The sequence below is a fragment of the Haemophilus pittmaniae genome (genome assembly GCF_900186995.1).
Classification (GTDB): Bacteria; Pseudomonadota; Gammaproteobacteria; order Enterobacterales; family Pasteurellaceae; genus Haemophilus_D; species Haemophilus_D pittmaniae.
The window spans coordinates 2,016,144-2,034,523 of sequence record NZ_LT906463.1 but is presented as its reverse complement, the minus strand read 5'-3'; the positions used below and the strand labels follow the sequence as shown (position 1 = coordinate 2,034,523).

Annotated in this window: 12 protein-coding genes, 4 tRNA genes and 1 pseudogene; 7 read left to right on the top strand and 10 right to left on the bottom strand. The window is 44.1% G+C overall.

Annotated features, from left to right (window positions below; genetic code table 11):
- From hemA to CKV74_RS09615, 5 genes are all read left to right on the top strand, one after another.
- Entirely contained in the window at window positions 1–1,323 is a 1,323-nt protein-coding gene (gene hemA, locus CKV74_RS09635) for a glutamyl-tRNA reductase (protein WP_007243342.1), read from the top strand.
- Window positions 1,324–1,514: 191 nt separating this feature from the next.
- Window positions 1,515–1,591, top strand: a tRNA-Met gene (locus tag CKV74_RS09630).
- A 6-nt stretch (window positions 1,592–1,597) separates the two neighbouring features.
- Window positions 1,598–1,682, top strand: a tRNA-Leu gene (locus CKV74_RS09625).
- A gap of 26 nt (window positions 1,683–1,708) precedes the next feature.
- Window positions 1,709–1,783 (top strand) — tRNA-Gln (locus tag CKV74_RS09620).
- A 41-nt stretch (window positions 1,784–1,824) separates the two neighbouring features.
- Window positions 1,825–1,899, top strand: a tRNA-Gln gene (locus CKV74_RS09615).
- Window positions 1,900–2,031: 132 nt separating this feature from the next.
- On the opposite strand, the gene CKV74_RS09610 is transcribed toward CKV74_RS09615, so the two are convergent.
- The 10 genes and pseudogenes from CKV74_RS09610 to potA all read right to left on the bottom strand — a co-directional run bounded on the left by CKV74_RS09610 (window position 2,032) and on the right by potA (window position 14,674).
- The gene (locus tag CKV74_RS09610; RefSeq protein WP_007243317.1) at window positions 2,032–3,492 is read right to left on the bottom strand and encodes a glycoside hydrolase family 32 protein; all 1,461 of its coding nucleotides are present in this window, start codon (window positions 3,490–3,492) and stop codon (window positions 2,032–2,034) included.
- A 10-nt stretch (window positions 3,493–3,502) separates the two neighbouring features.
- Window positions 3,503–4,114: a glutathione S-transferase N-terminal domain-containing protein gene (locus CKV74_RS09605; protein WP_007243250.1), complete on the bottom strand. Its 612-nt coding sequence runs from the start codon at window positions 4,112–4,114 to the stop codon at window positions 3,503–3,505.
- Window positions 4,115–4,194: 80 nt separating this feature from the next.
- On the bottom strand, window positions 4,195–5,121 hold the full coding sequence (locus tag CKV74_RS09600) for a fructokinase (RefSeq protein ID WP_095177084.1): 927 nt from the start codon (window positions 5,119–5,121) through the stop codon (window positions 4,195–4,197).
- A 61-nt stretch (window positions 5,122–5,182) separates the two neighbouring features.
- A complete protein-coding gene (gene tyrS, locus CKV74_RS09595; RefSeq protein WP_095177083.1) occupies window positions 5,183–6,370 on the bottom strand; it encodes a tyrosine--tRNA ligase in 1,188 nt (395 codons plus the stop codon).
- 205 nt (window positions 6,371–6,575) lie between these two features.
- On the bottom strand, window positions 6,576–7,292 hold the full coding sequence (gene sfsA, locus CKV74_RS09590) for a DNA/RNA nuclease SfsA (protein ID WP_007243298.1): 717 nt from the start codon (window positions 7,290–7,292) through the stop codon (window positions 6,576–6,578).
- A gap of 106 nt (window positions 7,293–7,398) precedes the next feature.
- Complete coding sequence (locus tag CKV74_RS09585; protein WP_007243301.1) at window positions 7,399–10,440, bottom strand: glycoside hydrolase family 2 TIM barrel-domain containing protein; 3,042 nt, start codon at window positions 10,438–10,440, stop codon at window positions 7,399–7,401.
- Between the two features lie 267 nt (window positions 10,441–10,707).
- A complete protein-coding gene (locus CKV74_RS09580; RefSeq protein ID WP_007243354.1) occupies window positions 10,708–11,793 on the bottom strand; it encodes an extracellular solute-binding protein in 1,086 nt (361 codons plus the stop codon).
- A gap of 149 nt (window positions 11,794–11,942) precedes the next feature.
- Entirely contained in the window at window positions 11,943–12,713 is a 771-nt protein-coding gene (potC, locus tag CKV74_RS09575) for a spermidine/putrescine ABC transporter permease PotC (RefSeq protein ID WP_007243294.1), read from the bottom strand.
- Window positions 12,713–13,572, bottom strand: a pseudogene (gene potB, locus CKV74_RS09570) (spermidine/putrescine ABC transporter permease PotB). Before potB ends, potC begins: the two are co-directional and overlap by 1 nt.
- Window positions 13,556–14,674, bottom strand: coding sequence for a spermidine/putrescine ABC transporter ATP-binding protein PotA (potA, locus tag CKV74_RS09565; protein ID WP_007243337.1), 1,119 nt, complete (start codon window positions 14,672–14,674; stop codon window positions 13,556–13,558). The pseudogene potB and the gene potA overlap by 17 nt, the downstream one beginning before the upstream one ends.
- A gap of 375 nt (window positions 14,675–15,049) precedes the next feature.
- On the opposite strand from potA, the gene pepT reads away from it, so the two are divergent.
- Together pepT and CKV74_RS09555 are read left to right on the top strand one after the other, a co-directional pair.
- A complete protein-coding gene (gene pepT, locus CKV74_RS09560) occupies window positions 15,050–16,276 on the top strand; it encodes a peptidase T (RefSeq protein WP_007243278.1) in 1,227 nt (408 codons plus the stop codon).
- Window positions 16,277–16,602: 326 nt separating this feature from the next.
- The gene (locus tag CKV74_RS09555) at window positions 16,603–18,378 is read left to right on the top strand and encodes a ShlB/FhaC/HecB family hemolysin secretion/activation protein (RefSeq protein WP_095177081.1); all 1,776 of its coding nucleotides are present in this window, start codon (window positions 16,603–16,605) and stop codon (window positions 18,376–18,378) included.
- Window positions 18,379–18,380: the final 2 nt, after the last annotated feature.

Below are 18,380 nucleotides of genomic sequence, written 5' to 3'. Positions count from 1 at the left end.
ATGACCCTTCTGGTACTTGGTGTTAATCATAAAACGGCAACCGTTGCCGTTCGTGAGAAAGTCGCGTTTTCCGATGAAAAACGCGCTTTGGCTTTGTCGCAAATTCAAGATAAGAATTTAGCCGAAAGCGCGGTAATTTTATCTACCTGTAATCGTACTGAAATTTATTTACATCACCGTCAAATCTCTCCGCAAGAATGTGCCTCTTGGCAGCAAAAATGTGCCGAATGGTTTGCTGTAGTACACCAATTGCCCTACGCTGAATTATCACAAAGTCTTTATTTCCACCAAAACCAAGCAGCCGCTAATCACTTGATGCGGGTTGCTTGCGGATTGGATTCGCTAATTTTAGGTGAACCGCAGATTTTAGGGCAGGTAAAACAAGCTTTTCATTGGTCAGAAGCCTATTATCAACAAACTAATGCCCCTTTATCAGGGGAATTATCCCGTTTATTCCAAAAGACCTTTGCCACCGCGAAACGCGTGCGCACCGAAACCGATATTGGCGAAAGTGCAGTATCGGTGGCCTATGCAGCCTGTAGTTTAGCCCGGCAGATTTTTGAATCCTTAAATGAATTAAATGTGTTGTTGGTTGGCGCTGGTGAAACAATCGAATTGGTGAGTCGTCATTTGTTGCGTCACGGCGTGCGTAAATTAATGATAGCTAATCGTACTCGAACCCGCGCGGAGCAATTGGTGAGTAAATTGGCTTGCGATACACCGATAGAAATTTATGCTTTGGATGAATTGCAGTTGGGGCTTAATCAAGCAGATGTGGTAATTAGTTCGACCGGTAGTCCAGATGTGTTGATCACCAAAGCGATGGCGCAAACGGCAGAAAAAATCCGTCAATTTAAACCTATGTTATTGGTGGATATTGCAGTACCGCGAGATATTGATGAAACGGTGGCAGAGCTAGATAGCCTTTATCATTACACGGTGGATGATTTACAAAATATTATTGCGCACAATTTGAATCGTCGCGAACAGGCATCGGTAGAAGCTCAACGGATTATTGACGAAGAATGTAATGATTTCTTTGAATGGTTGAAAGTGCGTCAATTTGCCAATCTAATTCGAATTTATCGTGATGATGCGGAAGCGATCCGTCGCGAATTATTAGAAAAAGCTCAACATCAATTAGCGCAAGGCGAATCAGTTGATGCGGTGCTTGATGAATTAAGCTATAAACTTACCAATAAACTCATTCATGCTCCGACCCGTAGCATGCAGGCAATGATGAAATCCGGAAATGCAGAAGGATTACATGCCTTCTCCAATGCTCTCCAGCTTAAACATCCGCTAGAGCAGGATGAGCTTTAATTTTGCAGGCCTATCGGCTGATTATGTCAATCGCATAAATTCTAGTCCGGAAACGGACAAAAATTAATAAAAGCGTTTTATTTATAACCAACCGAGCATAAAAACGGTTTTTTTGTAAAAAAAATGATTGACGGGCTAGGGCTAAATCAGCATAATACGCCCCGCAAAGCCGATATGGTGGCGCAATGAATGGCTATGTAGCTCAGTTGGTTAGAGCACAACACTCATAATGTTGGGGTCACAGGTTCGAATCCCGTCATAGCCACCATTCGTTGCGGGACTGGCGAAATTGGTAGACGCACCGGATTTAGGTTCCGGCGCCGCGAGGTGTGTGGGTTCAAGTCCCTCGTCCCGCACCATTATCACTTTGTATCAAAATAGTAGTTGGGGTATCGCCAAGCGGTAAGGCACCGGGTTTTGATCTCGGCATCCCTAGGTTCGAATCCTAGTACCCCAGCCATCTATCTTCTCTATCTTCCTATTCTTTCCAAGAATTTCAATTGGGGTATCGCCAAGCGGTAAGGCACCGGGTTTTGATCTCGGCATCCCTAGGTTCGAATCCTAGTACCCCAGCCATCATCTTTTCTTTAAGCTTGATAAAAAACGACCCGCTGTTGCAAAGCCGTTTTTCGTATTTTTTATTTATTCCTAATAAAATCAATGAGTTATGTGACATTTTAGACAAAACTTTGATTTTTAAAGGGGCGTTTATTGCCCCGTATAGGTAATACCTTGCGGATAGGCTACTGTTAGCGTCAATGGACGGGAGCTGTGCAGGCACATTGCCCGATTAGCAATAAAGAAACGCGAGGTCATTGCTTTTTCACCATCATTACAGAAGATTTCCATAATCGAGCGATCGAAGAAAATTTCCACTTTATGCAAGTTTTTCACTTCACAATGGCGTTGGCTGTCAAATTTACGCATTAATTCCGTTTGTTCGCTGTGTGTCCGATCAAGAGAAAGCACGCCATCTTGATAACTCAAGGTTAAATATTCCCCTTCAGCATTAGCAAAGAAGCGTAACTCGAAAGGCTGATTTTGAACCTCAAAGCTGAGATAAACCCGATCCAAATCGGCAATTTCCGTTTGACCATGCACTTGATATGAGGTGCTGTTCGAGAGTGATTGGTAAATTGCTGGAATTGGACGTTGATAAATATGTTTGCCTTGTAAACGTAATTCTCGAGGTAAGCAGAGCGCTGAATGCCATTTATATTTATCCGTTGGATAGGTCAAATCGGGAAGACCGATCCAGCCATAGAGAATGGCCTGTTGTTGGTTTGATAAACCGGCAAAGGTTTGCGGTGCATAGAAATCAAATCCCTGATCCAATTCTTGAATCGTTTCTGCATGGAAATCTAAGCCATCCAATTTACCTAGGGCGTAAACCGCATGATAGTTATTTTGGAATTGTAACGATTCGCGTGCTTTGCCTTGTGGTGACCAAATAAATACATCTTGCTCGCCTAATTTAAGCAAATCAGGGCATTCCCACATAAATACATCACGATTATCAAAGGCCGGCAAAGCAAGTTCACCAAGTAAACGAGGGCTGTCTTCTAGGTTATCCATTTCAAAGACAATTGCTGTACCCGTAAGATTTTCTCGTTGTGCCCCACATACGAAGCGGATTTTACCGTTATCTGCGAAATAAGGTTTTGGATCACGTACATGTTCGGTATAACCGGCTGGAGCGTTTTCAATTAATGGACGCTTGCTAAGCAATTTCCCGTCAAGATCGAAAATAGCCAGATTTTGATAAGGTACTCGTTGATTATCTATAGCACGGCGGGTATTGCCGGTATAAAACATTGCTAGTTTATCACCCACTTTGAGGGCTCCACCGGAGTAACAACCGTGGGATTCAAATAGTTCACAGGGAATCAAATCATCGGCGCTTTGAAATTGTTGAAAATTGCGGGTGATTAAATGTTTCCAATGTTTCATGCCGTGTATCGCATCAAAGGGAAACCATTGATAAAACAGGTGATATTTTTCACCGTCAAAAATCAAACCATTGGGATCGTTCATTAAGCCGCTTGGTGGGGCAATATGATAATGTGGGCGGAAATCCTGATCTGTGTTCACGCATTTAGCGATTGTTGCTAATTCTCCAGCTTCAGCGGCCAAAATACTTTTATATTTACCGTTGTTAAAAATGATCATGGTGTTCTCCTTATTGGGCTCGGGTTTGCTGTAGGCAAGGATATTTGGCATTCATTTCATCGCTCCATTGGCTTAATTCTAAGATTAACGGATGACGCGAGGCCTGAGTAAATTTTTCGCGTAAGCGAAGAAAATCAATGGCGCATACAGCATTGAGTGTACCGATATTTAATTCCCGTTCAAAGCGTTGGATTGCTTGATAAAGCGCCGGTAGACTAGCTGCGGTTCGTTCGAAAATTTGTTGATGACGCGCTAACCACCATTCGTTTTGCGGGCGTAGGCGTTTTTCCGGAATGACAGCTATTTCATTTTCTAAAATACCATCGGCTAAATAATGTAATTGCAACGCTTGCCAGTGGGCTTCACCAGCTAAATAAAGGGAAGGTTGTGTCCCCAAACTATTTAAATATTGGGCGATTAATGAACTATTATATAGCCATTCACCGTTATTTAATTGTAATGCGGGAATTCGTCCAAGGGGGTTATCACGATTGTGTGGCGAATTTTTATCCAAACCGCTGGTGGCTTCTAAGAATTCGATTTGCCCGTCTAATTTGTGATAGGCGATTACTGCACGCACTTTACGCGCATAAGGACTGGTTTCCGAATACCATAGTTTCATAGACACCTCGATAGAAAAGGGAAGCAATATCGGCGTATTTTTGCATAAGAAAAGGTGCAAACTTGTTGCACCTTCAATTTTTACTCGGCTAAAAATGCGGCTAATTGCTGTTTGTTCGGGAGTGCCGACATTGCCCCTTTGGCTGTGGTGGCAAGTGCTCCACAGGCATTAGCCTGACGAATGATTTGTTGTAAAACGCTGCTTTCACGCCAATCGCTATGTTGTGCTAAACCGGCTAATAAGCCGCCGACAAATGCATCCCCGGCGCCGGTAGTATCGACTGGCTGTAACGCTTTACCAGCAATCACTTGTTGCTGAGAGCATAAATGATAGAGTGCACCATCTTTACCAAGGGTCACAATAATCAGTTTGTCCGGATATTGCGTGGTGATGGATTCAAAGGCTTTGTCCAAACTGTCAGTATTGGTTAGAAGGGTGAGTTCTTCTTCGGAGAATTTTAACACATCGGCTAGGCTGACAGCTTCCATCACGACGGTTTTCATTTCATCCAGACTGTTCCAGAGGGATTCACGTAGATTTGGATCGAAGGAGAAAAAACCACCCGCCACTTTAATGCGACGAATTGCTTCAAAAGTGGCTTCGCGCGATGGATTGTTAATCAGTGCAATGGAGCAACAGTGTAGCCATTCACCCGCTTGAAAAGGTGGTAAATCGCTGGTTTGTAAAAATTGGTCGGCACTTGGGTTTACCATAAAGGTAAAACTGCGCTCGCCATTATCTAAACCAACCACGACAGTAGAGGTTCGGTGTTGTGGATCCAATACCATATGGGTGGTATCCACGTTTTCAGCCGCTAGGGTTTGTTGCATGAACTGACCTAAGGGATCGTTACCGACTCGGCCAATGAAGGCACTTGGACTGCCTAAACGGGCCACACCTACCGCCACATTGGCCGGCGCGCCACCGGCACAACGTAAATAATGATTTTCACCGTCCGGGATCAGATCCACTACGGCATCACCGGTAACCCAAATTTTTTGGCTCATAAGCTTTATTCTCCAGATTTGCTAAAAAATAACCGCTCATGAAAAGCGGTTATTTGAACGATTATGCGATGGTAATACGGGCAAATTTACGTTTGCCGACTTGGTAAACGTGCGTACCTTGCGGCGCATTGTCTTTTACATTATCTACTTTTTCACCGTCGATCTTCACACCACCTTGATTTGCGGCACGAATAGCTTCGGAAGTTGAAGGTACCAAACCCGCTTCTTTTAACAGCGCGGCCAAGCCAATTTCACCGCTGAATGAGAATTCCGGCATTTCATCAGGCATCGCGCCTTTTTGGAAACGATTGATAAATTCCTGTTCAGCCGCATCAGCAGCTGCAGTATCGTGGAAACGGGCAATAATTTCTTTGGCTAACAGAATTTTCACGTCACGTGGGTTTTTACCATTTGCCACATCTTGTTTCAGTTGGGCGATTTCGGTTAATGGACGGAAAGATAATAGATTGTACCAATCCCACATTAATTCATCGGAAATCGACATGATTTTTCCGAACATATCGCTTGGTGCATCGGTGACACCGATATAGTTGCCCAAGGATTTTGACATTTTTTTCTCACCGTCAAGACCCACTAAGAGCGGTAAGGTAATTGCGACTTGTGGCTTGAGACCTGCTGATTTTTGCAATTCACGGCCGACCAAAAGGTTAAATTTTTGGTCGGTACCACCTAATTCCACATCAGCTTGTAATGCAACGGAATCATGGCCCTGTAATAACGGATAAATAAATTCATGAATGGCAATCGGTTGATTGTTAGAGAAACGTTTTTTGAAATCGTCACGTTCTAACATACGCGCTACTGTGTAGTTGGAGGCTAAGCGAATCATGCCTTCGGTACCTAATTGACCAAGCCATTCGGAGTTAAAGACGATTTTGGTTTTAACCGGATCAAGAATTTTGAAGATCTGTTCTTTATAGGTTTCGGCATTGCGTAATACATCTTCGCGGCTAAGCGGAGGACGGGTTGCATTTTTACCGGATGGATCACCAACCATACCGGTGAAGTCACCGATTAGGAAATAGACTTCATGGCCGAGTTGTTGGAACTGACGTAATTTATTGAGTACCACGGTATGACCGAGGTGAATATCGGGAGCGGTTGGGTCTGCCCCAAGTTTAATTTTGAGCGGACGATTTTCTTTTAATTTTTCAATGAGATCCGCTTCAGAGAGGATTTCATCCGTGCCGCGCTTGAGTTCCGCGAGAACCGTATTTATATCTGTCATGCCATATCCTGAGTAAATGTTAAAAAATGAGGAAATATTATAGACAATCTCATTGAAATGAAAAGTAAAAGCACGAAAAAAACGCCTATTTGTGGGGAAATAGGCGCTAAAGTTGGAGTGATTATCAAATTGTTGTTGGAATGGTTGAGATGATAATAGTTCTCAAATACATTGTCAATAACAAATGCAAATAATTCTCAAATAATTAATCAAGTAGCGGAACACTATGACTTAAGGCGAGGCTGATTGGGCGCCCATCCAAGCAGTCAAACTGGCCGGCGTAGGCGTAGGCCTCCACGCCAAGAGCTCGGACTTCCTGTAATAGTTTGGCATACACAGGATCAATATCGGCTGCCGCTTGGAAACGATCAAAGCCATTATGTAGCCCTGCAAACAGGACCACCGCTCGATGGCCTTGGCGCTTCATGGCTAACAGTTCGCGTAAATGTTTTTGTCCGCGGGTGGTTACAGCATCCGGAAAGCCAGCTAAACCATCACGTACCAAAGTGATGGATTTCACTTCTAAATAGCAATCAGGCAAACCTTCGCCCTTGAGTAAAAAATCAATGCGGCTATTTTCTTCACCATATTTTACTTCGGGATAAATCTCCTGATAGTCGGCTAATTCTTGAATGACCTTATGTTGTAAGGCTTCCTGTACCAATGGATTAGCGCGATGGGTATTGATACAAACCAATTTGCCATTGGGCAGTTCAGTGAGTTCCCAAGAATGAGGGTATTTACGGGTATCACTTTGTGAATCCCAATACCAAATTCGTGAACCGGGTTCACTGCAACCAAGCATAGTGCCGGTTGCAGCGCAGTGTATCGTCAGTATTTTGCCATCGGGCAATTGGATGTCGGCAAGAAAACGCTTATAGCGTCGGATCAGCGTGGCTGGCAATAATTGTGGAAACTGCATGTTCATTCCTTATTTATTAGTTGTTAATGGCATTTTTTATATAACCATAATAAAATCAATTACTACGTGTCGTTTTGATAAGAACTTGGATTTTCATAGGGGCGTTTTAAGCCGCGCGAGTAAAGCGCAGATTGAGCATCCAGTGGAATTCTTCATCATTAAAGCGATACTGTTCTTTTAGCTTTGGTCCACAGGATGCCGAGCCAATACCGCTCATTGCATAATCGATACATAACACGCTGCCTTCGCTCGGTGGTAGAGCATAGTTGTGAGTCGCAGCAGCTAAGACTTCTTGGGAATAAGGTGCAAGGTTAAAGCTAAACGGCTGTTGGGCTTGGATTTGTAGCCAATCGGTTTGAATAAAATGTACTCCCCAATGGCTGCCATTTTCCTGCGGACGTAAATAGTTAACGAAATTTTGTTGTGGATTGGTACGGTAATACCCCAAGCGTGTCGCTTGGTGTTTGTCGATGTAGCTTTCGCCCGGTCCGTAACCGAAATACTCCCACTCGCTTGAGTTTTCACGTAACCAAAAACGCAGACCAAAACGCGGTAAATAAGGTAATTGAGAAGCCTTGTGAGCATGCAAATGAATAGCGATACCGCCTTGGCGGTCAATCCGATATTGAATGTCTAGGCTGAGAATCCTTCCCTTAGATACGGACAACATAGCGGCGTTGAGATTAATTTCAATCAACTCTTCTACAGCCTGCCAAGTCACTTGATAGGCGCGACTGTATGCTTGATGGTAGCCTGCTTGCTGCCAATGCTGTTTAATTTGGCTGTCGTTATCCAAAGGGGCGCGGTATAGATTAAATTCTAGTGGGGCGCGGAGCAGTTCGCGACCTTGTTGTTGTAGACTTTTGAAAATCCCCTTGGTTTTATCCAGGCAATATTCAAAATGACGACCCCGTAGGCGTAATTCGCGCGCATCTTCATTAACTTGAATCGCTTCTCCGGTATCTTGAAGCATGGCCTGAGGCGCGGCCAATACGCCATTGTGGGAGGAGGCCAATTGATCAAAGCCCACGCAATGGCCTTTTGCCAATAAGGCTGTAGCCTCACGCAGACGATAGGTTAAATTCAATAAAATATGCGCGTCATTATTACTTGGCATTGTCAGCCCGAGCGAACAAGCTTCACCGGCTGGCAGTGATGGGAGTTCGAGGATTCCACGTTCAACCTCGACACCGTTATGTAACCAAGCGTATTCCACGCTAAAAAGTACAGCAGCATCGCTGAAATCTAATAGGTTATGTAGCCACACCGCGCTATCTCGCAGCTCGGCACGCAATGGGCGAAAAACTTGCTTAAGTTCTGCCAGCGAACTGTGCGGTTGGCGTTCAGCACTAACTAAACCGTCTAAACAGAAATTCCCATCATTAGGGTAATCTCCAAAATCACCGCCATAACCCGGATGGCCATTGGCTAAATAGGGGCTATGATCGCACCATTCCCATACAAAACCGCCGGCAGAGCCAGGATGACGGGCGAAGGTTTGTTGATAATCCTCCAAATCGCCACCTGAATTGCCCATGGCGTGGGCATATTCGCACAATAAATAAGGTTTTTTGATTTTCCCATCGGCAAAATAGGCATCTAAATCTTCAGTAGCCGCATACATTTCGCTGTGCAAATCCAACTGGCTGAGATCATTTTGATGGGTAGAATGTTGATAAATCGAGCTTTCGTAATGGGTAAGTCGGTCAGGATCCCGCATTTTCAGCCAAGTGGCAGAAGCTTCAAAGTTTTCCCCAAAGCCTGATTCGTTGCCCAATGACCAAATCAAAATTGATGGACGGTTTTTATCACGTTCCAGATTGGCCTGCTGGCGATCCAAAATCGCAGCTTTAAAGCCCGGATCACGGGCTAGTTCACAGAAATTATCGATAATCTGCTGCTGAATGCGGGCATCGGCATTTTCTTTAGGGACATTCAGTAAAATGCTGTTTTCCGGCTGAGGTACATAGCGAAAGGCTGTGCCATGTGCTTCTAAATCGGCTTCTGCAATCAAATAAAATCCCAGTTTATCGCACAGTTCGCTAAACCAAGGGGCATTTGGATAATGGGCCGTGCGAATCGCATTGATATTGTGCTGTTTCATCAGGCGTAAATCATTGAGCGCTTGTGTCGGGCTAATACTATAGCCTGTTCGTGGATCACTATCATGGCGATTTACCCCCTTAAATTTCAGCGGCCGATTATTGAGTAGCAACACGCCTTGTTCAACGCGAATTTGGCGTAAACCGATATATTGCACCAGAGTTTCTGCAGCGTATTGCAACTCCAAACGATATAGTTGAGGGTTTTCCGCATTCCATAATTGAAGCGCATCTGAAAGTTGTAATGTAAGTTTTCCTGTAGCGGTTTTTTCAGTTATGAGTTGACCGTCAGGCGCATAAAGTCGATAGCGAATATCGCGATCCGCCTCACGGAAAGTCGGTTCAATATCGATGGTTGCGTGTTGTAGCTCGGCATCCAGTCGGCTGCGAATGAACAGGTCCTCAAGATAATTACATTCCCGCGTTAATAAATAGACATCGCGAAAAATTCCCGACATACGAAATTTATCCTGATCCTCTAAATAGCTGCCATCACACCATTGCAATACAGCAACGCGCAGTTGATTGTCGCCAGAGCGCAAATACTCGGTGATATCGAATGCTGAGGTGGCGTGGCTGATTTGGCTATAGCCGACAAATTGGCCATTTAAATATACAAACAAGCAGGAATCAACGCCTTCAAAATGCAATAGGTAGCGTTTATCGGGCTGAGGCTTCAGATGAAAAATTCGTTGATACAAACCACAGGGATTTTGCCAAGGGACGAATGGAGGATCATAGGGAAATGGATAGGCGATATTAGTATATTGATGTTGACCAAATCCATGATTTTGCCAATTCGATGGCACGACTAACCGGTTGTGGAAAGCCAGAGTCGGATCGGTGCAGGCATTTTCCGGCAAATCCAAATAGGAGGGATAATAATTAAATTGCCAATCGCCATTGAGCAAAGTGAAAAAGGTCGATTTTTCCCGTTCCCCCGTGCAGGCCGTTGATGCATCAGCATAGGGAATTAAATAGCTATGATGCGGTCGGGTATTAATATGTAGCGTTTGCGGATCTTCAAAATAGCGGGGGAGAGTCATGAAATCCTCCTTGAACGAAAAAGTGGTTTATTTTAACGGGGCGAATGGATTGTCGGCAAGGCGAAATTAATACTCGTAAAGTCATCGTTCGATATCGAATTAGCAAAAACAGTTTTTTTATTCAATGCTAATAAAATCAATCACTTAGGTGTAATTTTAGCAAAAACGTTGATTTTTGACAGGGCGTTTGGAGGGAGGCGAAAATTCGGCCTGTAAGGGCAACTATAATAAATAAAAAAACCGCCGATAACGGCGGTTTTATAGGGATTATTTAGCGGCTTTAAGCTCTTGGTAATACTGTTCGTAATATTGAATCGCATCACCTACATCATCCTGCCAATAGCTTTTTTGAAGAATTTCAGCTGTTGGATAGATAGCCGGATCTTCGGTAATTTCTTTTGGTAAGGCTTTTTTCGCTTCTAAGTTGGAAGTCGGGTAGCCGATTGCCAAGGTCAATTTTTCCGCAGCTTTTTTGCCCAACATATAGTTGATCAATTTGTGGGCACCATCCGGATTTTTAGATGTACTTGGAATTGCCAAGGTATCTACCCAAAGTACCGGACCTTCTTTCGGGAACACCATATCTAATGGCGCTTGTTCTTTTTTCGCGATACGCACGGAACCATTCCACAATTGACCCACTTCCACTTCGCCGGAGATAAAGGCGTTGGCCGGGTTATCTGAATTGAAGGCTAATACGTTCGGACGTAATTTTAATAATTCTTCGTAAGCTTGTTTGATGATTGCCGGATCTTTGGTATTTGGATCTTGGCCAAGTTTTAACAGCGCAATATTGAATACTTCACGGGCATCATCCAGCAATTGAACTTTGTTGGCAAATTCCGGTTTCCACAAATCGCCCCAAGCGGTGAAGTCGCTGCCTTTGTAAGTATTGGTATTGAATGCAATACCCGGTGCGCCTAACAATTGTGGTAGGGAATATTTGTTGCCTTGGTCGTAAGGTTTGTTTAACCAATCCGGATCAAGCTCTTTCATTACCGGTAATTTGCTATGATCCAATGGCATTAACATGCCTTCACGGCCCATTTTAGAAACGAAGTAGTTTGACGGCGCAATCACATCATAACCGCCGGCTTCGCCTTGGGTTTTGAGTTTGGCGTACATGGTTTCGTTGGATTCAAGGCTGGCAACGATCACTTTAATGCCGGTTTCTTTGGTAAATTCATCCAATAAACCGTCCGGTACATATTCCGTCCACGTATAGAGGTAAACGGTATCGTTACCCTTAGCAGCCGGCGCATTGTTGTCAGCCGCTTTGGTTTCTTTGTCGTTACAGCCGGTAACCGCTAAAGCCACAAGGCTTACTGCGAATAATCCTGCAATTTTTTTCATTTCTTGTTCTCCAATGAGAGTCGTAAAAAAACCGCCTAAAACCTTTATGGATTAATCTTCATTGATTCTAGGCATAAAAAAACGCCCCGATTGTGCGTCGAGGCGTATTCTATTGTATTCACTAGGTTTTGTGAAACCTTTTTAATACCTTACTGCTTATTTTTGCGAGTGATTAGCTGAGATAAAATCACCAACGCCAAGGAAAGCACGATCATAATGGTTGCGAGAGCGTTGACTTCCGGCGTAACCCCGGTTTTCACCAAGGAGAAAATACGCAACGGTAGAATTTCGTAGCTGACGCCACTCACGAAGGAGGAGACCACCACATCGTCTAAGGAAATGGTAAAGCTCAATAACCAACCGGAAACAATCGCCGGCAAGGCTAATGGAATGATAATTTTGCGTAAAATCGTCACTTCACTAGCACCTAAGTCTTTAGCCGCTTCCAACATTCTGGCATCAAACCCATTGAGACGGGAGAAAATGCTGACCGTCACATAAGGCAGACAGAAGGTCACGTGTGCCAATAATAAGGACCAAAAGCCTAAGGAAATTCCGACAACCATAAACAATGCCAACAAGGACACCGCCATTACGATATCCGGTGACATCATTACGATAAATAGCATCCCGCTAACCGCTTGTTTACCGCGGAAACGGTAACGGTAAAGGGCGATTGCCGTTAAACCACCAACAATAGTTGCTAAGGTAGCGGCAAAAAAGGCGATAGTCACGGAATGGATTGCCGCTTGAATTAAGGTGTCGTTGTTAAATAAACGTTCATACCAGTTCCAGCTAAAGCCTTTCCAACTTAAACCATAACGGTCGGCGTTAAAGGAATTGGTAACCAAAATGATGATTGGAATGTACAAATAAGCGTACACCACAAACATAAAAATATTGCGTAGTAAACGGCTCATTATTCCAACTCCACTTTTTTGTTTAACAACTTATTGGCTCGGTAGTAAATAAAGATCAGCAATGCCATTAAAATGGTTAAACCGATACTAATTGCTGAACCGAACGGCCAGTTGCGGGAAATTAAGAATTCGCTCTTAATTACGTTACCCACCAATAACACTTTGGCGCCACCTAGCAAGTCGGCCACATAGAACATACCCATCGCCGGCAATAATACCAATAAACAGCCGGCTACGATGCCCGGCATAGTGAGTGGCAGAATCACTTTGAAGAAACGCTGAAGCGGATTCGCTCCTAAGTCACGGGCCGCTTCTAATAAACGCCCATCCAATTTTTCAATGGCCGAGTAGAGCGGCAGAATCATAAATGGCAATAGCAAATAGACTAAGCCGATAATCACTGCGACTTCCGTATTTAAAATACGGATTGGTTCATCGAGTAATCCCATATCCATCAGCATGGTGTTCATCACGCCTTTTACGCCAAGGAATACTTTCATACCGTAAATCCGAATTAGAGAGTTAGTCCAGAACGGTAATACCACTAAAAATAGCAATAGTGCCCGGTATTTCGGATTGATTTTGCTCACCATAAAGGCGAACGGGTAACCAACCAATAAACAAATAATGGTGGCGATCCCCGACATATAGAGGGAATTCCACACCACCTGCGCATAGAGCGGATTAAACAGGTTGATGTAGTTCTCTAAACTAAACGGCAGAGCGTAAAAGTTGCTACCATCACGGGTGAGGAAACTGACCAACAACACTAAAACGTTGGGGATCAGTACAAAAAGATCAACCAACCGAAGATAATCGCAACCGTAACTTTTTGGAATTTATTATTGATTATCTTCATCGTTGAGTACAACCTCCCAACCTTCGTGCCATGTGATGCCGACCCGTTGACCGACGCTGTGATCCATATGTGGATCATCTTCGTTAAAGAATTCGCTGACTAACACACGTTTGCCGTTGTGGTCGAATTCCACGCTAGACTCCAATGTCATACCTTTGTAGGTACGATCCACAATATGGCCAATAATGGCGTTACTGTGTTCATTTTCATCTAATTCTTCGATCACGATATCTTCAGGGCGTAACAACACCTGTAATTTTTGATCCTTAGTAACCGGAATATCGGTATAAATATCGCATATCCGTCCTTCCACGTTTGCCAACACTTCCTTCTCATTTTTACGCTCGATCACGGTGGCATCAAAAACGTTGATTTCACCGATAAAGCGGGCTACGAAGAGGTTAGCCGGATCTTCATAAATTTCACGTGGCGAACCGTCTTGTTCGATTTTACCCTTACGTAACAAAATAATGCGATCGGACATGGTGATCGCTTCTTCTTGGTCGTGGGTAACGAAAATAAAGGTAATGCCCAATTTGCGCTGCAATTGTTTTAATTCATATTGCATTTGTTTACGCAATTTGTAGTCCAGTGCCGATAAGGATTCGTCCAATAACAATACTTTCGGTTTATTAACCACCGCACGGGCAATCGCAATACGTTGTTGCTGACCGCCGGAAAGTTGGGTCGGTTTACGATCCGCCATTTCCTCCAATTGCACCATTTTCAAGGCATCCATTACGCGCGGTTTGATTTCTGCTTCTGACACTTTTTGCATACGCAAACCGAAGGCCACATTTTCAAAAATAGTCATATGCGGGAACAGGGCATAACTTTGGAATACCGTATTAACATGGCGTTTTTCTGCCGGCACATTGGTGATGTCTTCACCGTCAAGAATAATGTTGCCGGAATTCAATTCTTCCAAACCGGCCAATAGGCGTAGTACGGTAGTTTTACCGCAGCCCGATGGGCCTAGAATGGTTAAGAATTCACCGTTGTTAATCGTGAGATTGAAATCTTTGATGATGGTGTTAGAACCGTAGGATTTCGTAATAGAACGAAGCTCAATGATAGGCTTTTGTTGAACCGTATTTTCCACTAGCTTTGGTTTTCTCCCTAAATTTCACCAATAAAAAATGGTACTGAGTAGAAACGACCTGCGGGGCAGGGGTGATTTAAAAGGTCCTTATAATATCGGGAATTCATAATAAGTCAAAGGACTTATCGGTGATTTACGGAATTTTTTTCAAAAGAAAAGCTCTGTCATTAGCCGCTTTTTCTGATTTTTAAATCATATCTAATAAAATCAATGGGTTAGGTGCGGTTTTCGATAAAACATGAGAAAGCGATAGGGCGTTTGCCCCGCCTTTCGACCAGATATTATCTACAGCTTTTTGGCTCTTTTTGTCATATATCAAAATCCTTGTAGCCGATAGCTATTACACTAGCGGGCAACAATAAAAAGGAGACTTTCATGCAAAACAATAATCTATTAAGCCGTTTTCTTGGTTATGTTGGTTTTGATACCCAGTCAAAACCTTCAGCCAAGCATTCGCCTAGCTCCGCAGGTCAAATGAAGTTAGCGGAAGCGCTACAACAGGAATTACTTGCATTGGGTTTACAGGACGTCAAGGTCAGCAAGCATGCGGTGGTCACCGCCTATTTACCGGCAAATCGACCTGAACTCAAACGCACAATCGGTCTGATTGCCCACTTAGATACCTCACCGCAATGTTCCGGCAAAAATGTACAGGCGGAAGTGATTGAAAATTATCGCGGTGGAGATATTGCCTTGGGGATTGGCGAAGAATTTATCAGTCCGGTTTATTATCCGTTTTTGCATCAATTAGTCGGTCAAACGCTTATTGTCGCTGACGGTAACACCTTATTAGGTGCCGATAATAAAGCGGGGATTGCGGAGATCATGACCGCCTTGGAAATTCTGCAAAAAGACAATTTGCCGCATTGCCATATTCGTGTTGCTTTCACGCCGGATGAAGAAATAGGCTTAGGTATTCAATATTTCCCACTGGAAGATTTTCCATGCGATTGGGCCTATACCATTGACGGAGGTGCAGTCGGCGAATTGGAATATGAGAATTTTAATGCCGCCTTGGCTAAGGTGATTATTCACGGACGCGCGATCCATCCGGGCTTTGCCAAAGGAAAAATGGTCAATGCACTGACTTTAGCCTGCGCTTTCCAACAAGGCTTACCGGCGCAAGAAGTGCCAGAATTAACTGAGGGCAAAGAAGGCTTTTTCCATTTGGATTATTTCAGTGGCGATGTCGAGCGGGTAGAAATGCACTATTTGATTCGTGACTTTGATGCGGAAGCCTTTAATGCACGTAAAGCCTTTTTACAAAATTGGGCGGCAGAATTTAATCGTCAGCACAAATTGAGAAAACCATTGGAATTACAGATCAGCGACAATTATCGCAATATGTATGATTGTGTAGAAAAAGTCCCACAAGCGATTGAAGTAGCGGATCGGGCGATGCGGAAGGCGGGAACTACTCCAAATCACCAACCGATTCGAGGCGGAACCGATGGCGCATTTTTAGCGGAAAAAGGTTTGGCTTGTCCGAATATTTTTACCGGAGGCTATAATTTTCATAGCAAACATGAACTCGTTTCCTTGCAGGGCATGGAAAAAGCCGTTGAGGTGATTATAAATCTTGTTCAAGATCAAGAAATGTAAAGAAGTGTAAAGATTTGTAAAGAATTGCAAAGAAATGCTTGCAATGGAAAAAAAATGCTTCTATAATCGCCAACGTTTTATCGAGATTCCTTTGATAAAGCTAAACTTTAGAGATTTTATTCATAAATTCCTTTTTGGTGCCCCTAGTTTCTAGGGGCTTTTTTTTGCCTAAAATTCGCCATTTTTACCGATTTAATTGTAAATTTGTTCCTTACAAACTTTACAAAATAGACAATTCTTTACACTAAATTTACATTTAACTTATTGAATTTACAAAGTTTTTTCTTTACTCTTGGATGAATTTTTGACTTAAGGAATTAGAATTTATGTTTAAGCAATGGCTCATTCGCGGCAGTCTTGCTCTCTCTTTAGCTCCCCTCACTTTTGCCGCACCGGGAAGCAGTTCGGATCCCCAACAAGATGCGATTAATCAGCGTCAACAACAGCAACAAAATCAGCTCAATGCAGCAATTGCTGCCCAGCAGGTCACAGCATCGGATGTGCGCTTGCAAGGTGAAACCTTGGCTGAGGCCGGTTTTCCGCAGCACGAGGCGCAATGTTTTACGATTAATCAATTAGTGCTCACCGATTATCAAGCTGAAGAAAAAAACTCATCAGCCTCTTCTCTTAAATTAATTCAACCAAGCCAATTTTCTTGGGCGTTATCCTCCGTTTATGCCGAACGGGATTTTGCCTTACCGGCCTGTGTGGGCTCGCAAGGGATTAATGTGTTGTTACGACGCATTCAAAATCGTCTGATTGAGTACGGTTATGTGACCACTCGAGTGGTGGTCGAGCCGCAGGATTTGCGTTCCGGAATGTTAGTGCTCACGGTGATTCCGGGCAAAGTGGGGCGTATTCAACTACAAGACCAGAGTGCGCTACCATTTGCGACACGCGGTACTCTGTGGTTTGCCATGCCATTGCGGGAAGGTGAATTGCTGAATCTACGCGATATTGAGCAAGGCTTGGAAAATTTGAAGCGAGTCCCCAGCGCAGAAGCGGATTTTCAATTGGTACCAAGTGAAAACGTGGGGGAAACGGATATTGTCGTGGGTTATAAGCAACGCTTTCCTTTCCATATCACCCTCGGTTTGGACGATTCCGGCTCAAAAGCCACCGGCCGTTTGCAGGGCTCAGCCACCTTTTCTTGGGATAATGTGTTGACCTTAAACGACATGTTCTATATCAGCGGCACCCGCAGTTTCAAACGTCACAGCGATAAGGCCGAAGGCGATTATGGCAGTCAAAACATTAGCTTGTATTATTCCATTCCGTGGAAAAACTATCAGCTGAGCTTATCGGGTTCGCGTTATCGCTACCATCAAACCGTCGCCGGTGCCTTTGAATCCTATACCTATTCCGGCGAAAGCCGCCAAATGAAGGCTAATTTAAGCCGTTTGTTATGGCGCGATAGTCGCTCGAAAACCTATCTCAATGCAGCCTTGTGGGCGCGTCAATCACAAAACTACATCAACGATACTGAAATCGAAGTGCAACGCCGCCGTACCGCCGGTTGGGAAGCGGGATTAAGCCATACCCACTATATCTATGACGGTGTGTTGCAGCTATCTGCCTTATACAAACGCGGTACTGGTGGTCATCGTGCCTTACGTGCCCCGGAAGAGGAATTTGATGAAGGCACTTCACGTATGCAAATCATCACAGCCAACATTGATTTCAGCTACCCGTTTAGCTTGTTTAACCAACCATTGCGCTTTAATACGGAATGGAGTGCCCAATGGAACCGCACACCGCTGGTACAGCAGGATAAGCTGAGTATCGGAGGACGTTATACGGTACGTGGGTTTGATGGGGAATTAACCCTCTCCGGTGAACGCGGCTGGGTATGGCGCAATGAACTCGCTTGGAATGTGGGCAATTGGGGACAAGAGCTGTATATGGCCGTGGATACCGGCCGGGTACGCTCCTCGCAGGAGGAATTACAGGTGGGTAATAGCCTGACCGGTGGCGCGATTGGGCTACGAGGCAACCTGTGGGGACTCAATTACGACTATTTTGTTGGTGTGCCGTTGAAAAAGCCGGAAGGCTTCCGCACCAGCAATGTGGTCACCGGGTTTAACCTGAGCTACCGCTTCTAATG

Coding starts and splice junctions, on each gene's coding strand:
- hemA (WP_007243342.1), top strand. CDS start 1: ATGACCCTTCTGGTACTTGGTGTTAATCATAAAACGGCAACCGTTGCC.
- CKV74_RS09610 (WP_007243317.1), bottom strand. CDS start 3,492: ATGATCATTTTTAACAACGGTAAATATAAAAGTATTTTGGCCGCTGAA.
- CKV74_RS09605 (WP_007243250.1), bottom strand. CDS start 4,114: ATGAAACTATGGTATTCGGAAACCAGTCCTTATGCGCGTAAAGTGCGT.
- CKV74_RS09600 (WP_095177084.1), bottom strand. CDS start 5,121: ATGAGCCAAAAAATTTGGGTTACCGGTGATGCCGTAGTGGATCTGATC.
- tyrS (WP_095177083.1), bottom strand. CDS start 6,370: ATGACAGATATAAATACGGTTCTCGCGGAACTCAAGCGCGGCACGGAT.
- sfsA (WP_007243298.1), bottom strand. CDS start 7,292: ATGCAGTTTCCACAATTATTGCCAGCCACGCTGATCCGACGCTATAAG.
- CKV74_RS09585 (WP_007243301.1), bottom strand. CDS start 10,440: ATGACTCTCCCCCGCTATTTTGAAGATCCGCAAACGCTACATATTAAT.
- CKV74_RS09580 (WP_007243354.1), bottom strand. CDS start 11,793: ATGAAAAAAATTGCAGGATTATTCGCAGTAAGCCTTGTGGCTTTAGCG.
- potC (WP_007243294.1), bottom strand. CDS start 12,713: ATGAGCCGTTTACTACGCAATATTTTTATGTTTGTGGTGTACGCTTAT.
- pepT (WP_007243278.1), top strand. CDS start 15,050: ATGCAAAACAATAATCTATTAAGCCGTTTTCTTGGTTATGTTGGTTTT.
- CKV74_RS09555 (WP_095177081.1), top strand. CDS start 16,603: ATGTTTAAGCAATGGCTCATTCGCGGCAGTCTTGCTCTCTCTTTAGCT.